The 331-nt window shown below is 64.7% G+C and carries 1 pseudogene; it reads right to left on the minus strand.

Features of this window, described 5'->3' with window-relative positions:
• Positions 1-331 (minus strand): annotated as a pseudogene (locus tag HMPREF2559_RS13055) (hypothetical protein); the annotation flags it as partial.

A 331-nucleotide genomic window follows, 5' to 3' on the forward strand; every position in this document is an offset into this window, starting at 1 on the left:
AGTTCTGCGCCGGTGCGCCACGTGCCGTCTGTGGCGCGCACGAGGATGTCCTCGCCGTCGCCGCGCAGAATCATCTCCAGGTCGTGGAGGTTGACGAGGATGTGGATCATCCGCCGCGGCGCGGTGAGCTGCGTGCGGTTTTCTACATGCTTCTTCAAGCCCTCGTAGAGGCCATCGTAGTTGCCGGGTTCCACGCCGGGCAGCCCATGGATATAGTCCATAAGCCACGCTTCGGTGGAGCGGATGACCAGTCGGTTGCGCCCGTCCTGGGAGACGCCGACGGTGGCCTCGTCTTTGGTTTCGGGTGGGGTGGTGTGCTGCGCTGCGACCT

It is taken from the genome of Corynebacterium sp. HMSC072G08, from assembly GCF_001809185.1.
GTDB lineage: Bacteria > Actinomycetota > Actinomycetes > Mycobacteriales > Mycobacteriaceae > Corynebacterium > Corynebacterium phoceense.